The 623-nt window shown below is 50.4% G+C and carries 1 pseudogene; it reads right to left on the bottom strand.

Going from position 1 to position 623, the window contains the following annotated elements:
• Positions 1-272: 272 nt before the first annotated feature.
• Positions 273-530: pseudogene (locus GYA94_RS28405) on the bottom strand (site-specific integrase); the annotation flags it as partial.
• Between the last annotated feature and the right edge of the window lie 93 nt (positions 531-623).

The raw sequence follows: 623 nt of genomic DNA, 5'->3' as shown, positions 1-623 counted from the left end.
ACTACCTTGAAAATCGCCGTATATGATCAGACGACGCAGGCGCTTCGGTCGATTCCAGCGGACTGCGAGCTAAGTTCTCTGCAGGACCAGATTTGGTCAAGCTCCCGCCGGGAACCTTTGCAGGGTTTCATTTCAACCGGTCCACTTAATCAGTTGGAGTGCTAGCAAAATACTCATCTTGAGCACAAGCATAGCCGTAGCCGTAGCCGTAACCGGTGCTCGGTTGCGACGACCTGAGGCAAGCAGTTCGAGTTTGATTAATGACCGATCGGCTATTTTCGAATTTTAAGCCCTTTCATAGACGAAGCTCGCTGCTCATCCAGGCTATTGTAATAAATATTCTGGGTAGTACTTAGGCTGTTGTGCCTAAGGTCTGCCTGCAAGTCCTTCATATCTCGCAAAGGCGCATCGAAAGTAGCGGATGTATGACGAAGCCAGTGTAGTGATGCCGAGCGAAGTTGATCAATTTCATCGTCGCTCCAGCCTTCCTCCTGCATTCGTTTTAGTGCACGGACAAACACTACTTGAAGCGTATCCGCTCCATAAACCCCACCTGCCCATAGCCCGCAGATCATTGGAAGCTGAACTCCCGTTTTCACCGGAGTTCATCCCATGATGCGTCC

The organism is Pseudomonas juntendi, assembly GCF_009932375.1.
GTDB lineage: Bacteria > Pseudomonadota > Gammaproteobacteria > Pseudomonadales > Pseudomonadaceae > Aquipseudomonas > Aquipseudomonas juntendi.
The sequence above is the reverse complement of the archived record's forward strand: the minus strand, read 5'-3'. Positions and strand labels throughout refer to the sequence as shown.